General features: G+C 71.0%; 1 protein-coding gene and 1 pseudogene. One reads left to right on the plus strand and one right to left on the minus strand.

Translation table 11 applies throughout. From position 1 onward, the window contains the following. Window positions 1–168 precede the first annotated feature (168 nt). A complete protein-coding gene (locus ACWF9Z_RS11260) occupies window positions 169–1332 on the plus strand; it encodes an XdhC family protein (RefSeq protein WP_453600294.1) in 1164 nt (387 codons plus the stop codon). A 66-nt stretch (window positions 1333–1398) separates the two neighbouring features. On the opposite strand, the pseudogene ACWF9Z_RS11265 reads toward ACWF9Z_RS11260, so the two are convergent. Next, window positions 1399–2133 (minus strand): annotated as a pseudogene (locus ACWF9Z_RS11265) (IS200/IS605 family accessory protein TnpB-related protein); the annotation flags it as partial.

The raw sequence follows: 2133 nt of genomic DNA on the forward strand, positions 1-2133 counted from the left end.
TGGGTAGTTTTTGTTTTTTTGGTTTTTTTTCTCCCCCCCCCCCCCCTGGGGGTGGGGGTGGGGCTCGTGGCGGGGCGCGCGGCCCGGGGGGGGTACCGCGGGCCCCCCCCGCTGCTCGAAACCTCCACGCATCCGATACTGGAACCGAACCCCTCCGAGGAGGCCCCCATGCTGGACATCGCCGAAGAACTGAACCGGTGGGTCGAGCAGGGACGTGACTTCGCCGTCGCCACGGTCGTGGCGGTCGGCGGCAGCGCACCCCGCCAGCCCGGTGCGGCCCTCGCGGTGGACGGCGAGGGAACGGCCATCGGCTCGGTTTCCGGCGGATGCGTGGAGGGTGCGGTCTACGAGCTGTGCCGACAGGCGCTCGAGGACGGCGAGACCGTCCAGGAGCGCTTCGGCTACAGCGACGACGACGCCTTCGCGGTGGGTCTGACCTGCGGCGGGATCATCGACATCCTGGTCACCCCGGTCCCCGTGGGCTCTCCCGCGCGGGAGGTGTTCGCGGCGGCGCTCGCCGCCGCCGCCCGGGGAGAGGCGGCCGCGTTCGCGCGGATCGCGGAGGGCCCCGCCGAGCTGATGGGGCGCGCCGTGCTCGTCCGTGGCGAGGGCCGCCACGAGGGCGGGTTCGGCGGCCACCCCGAGCTGGACCGGGCCGTCGCCGACGAAGCCCGCGCCCTGCTCGACGCGGGCAGGACCGGGGTGCTGGAGATCGGCGCCGACGGCCGGCTCTGCGGAGAGCCGATCAAGGTGCTGGTCGAGTCCAGCGTCCCGCCGCCGCGGATGATCGTCTTCGGTGCCATCGACTTCGCGTCCGCCCTGGTGCGGATCGGCAAGTTCCTCGGCTACCGGGTGACGCTGTGCGACGCACGGCCCGTCTTCGCCACGAAGAACCGCTTCCCCGAGGCGGACGAGATCGTGGTCGACTGGCCGCACCGCTACCTGGAGGAGCAGGCCTCGGCCGGGGCGGTCGACGGCCGGACCGTCCTGTGCGTGCTCACGCACGACGCCAAGTTCGACGTCCCGCTCCTCGAACTGGCCCTCAGGCTGCCCGTCGCCTACGTCGGCGCCATGGGCTCCCGCCGCACGCACGAAGACCGCAACAAGCGGCTCCGCGAGGTCGGCGTGAGCGAGCTCGAGCTGACCCGGCTGCGCTCCCCGATCGGTCTGGACCTCGGCGCCCGCTCGCCGGAGGAGACCGCGCTGTCCATCGCCGCCGAGATCGTCGCCAACCGGCGCGGCGGTACGGGCGCGGCCCTGACCGGCGCGCACATCCCGATCCACCCGGACGCCTCGACGACGGTGGTCAGCCGGATCGGCTCCGTCGCCTGAAGGACGCGGTGAGCCCGGCGATCCCGCAGGGTGTGCGGCACGGTGAGAGAAAGGGCGCAACCGTTCCTAGCCAGTGCGCATGAGTGAGTCTTGGACCCACTGGTGCGTACTGGGCGCATCCCGAACGGTTTTGGATGCACTGGGTCCCCGCTTTCTCTTCCCGCTCGGCGTCGGCTCTCCGTGTAGCCGGTCCGTTGTGGGTGGGCGGATTCCGTCACGCCCCTGGGTGCCTGGTCCGGCCTGGACGGTCCGATGCCCCGCACGATCACTCTGGTCGTGTGGGGGCGGTGCCGTCCGTCGCCGGATCGGGTGTCCGAGGGCGCGTCGTCCGATCGCGATACCGGCGGCATCGTGACGGGACATCTTTCGGCGTGGGGTGACCAGTGGCTTCTGCCAGTGCTGGCCTCCCCACTGGGAGGTGTAGGCGGGATCGGCCGCGACGATGGAGAGACCGTGTTCGGCGGCCATCGAGACGAGGCGGGCTTGAAGCTTGCCGGTCGGAATGCCGGAAATCAGCTGCCGGAACCGTTTCCTGCGGCCGTGCTTCTCCCGGGTCTTCTCGGCGGTGAAGTCGAGGTCTTCGATCGCGATGGCCTTGACGCCGGTGTTGTTCGTCCAGTGCAGCAGCCGGGTGATGGCGTGCCTGATCTGGGCGTCGCGGTGGTCGGCCGATCCGCTGAGGTCGTAGTGGAACCGGTGCGGGTCGCCGATTGGGTTGCCGTGCGGGTCGAGCCGATAGGCGGCGAAGTGGTCGGCGTTGGTATCGACACCGACCATGCCGTTCGCCCGTGCGGTGGTGAG

This window comes from Streptomyces sp. NPDC054961 (assembly GCF_053609145.1).

Excerpts from the sequence above, each read along its gene's own strand:
- ACWF9Z_RS11260 (WP_453600294.1), top strand. The coding sequence starts at position 169 with ATGCTGGACATCGCCGAAGAACTGAACCGGTGGGTCGAGCAGGGACGT.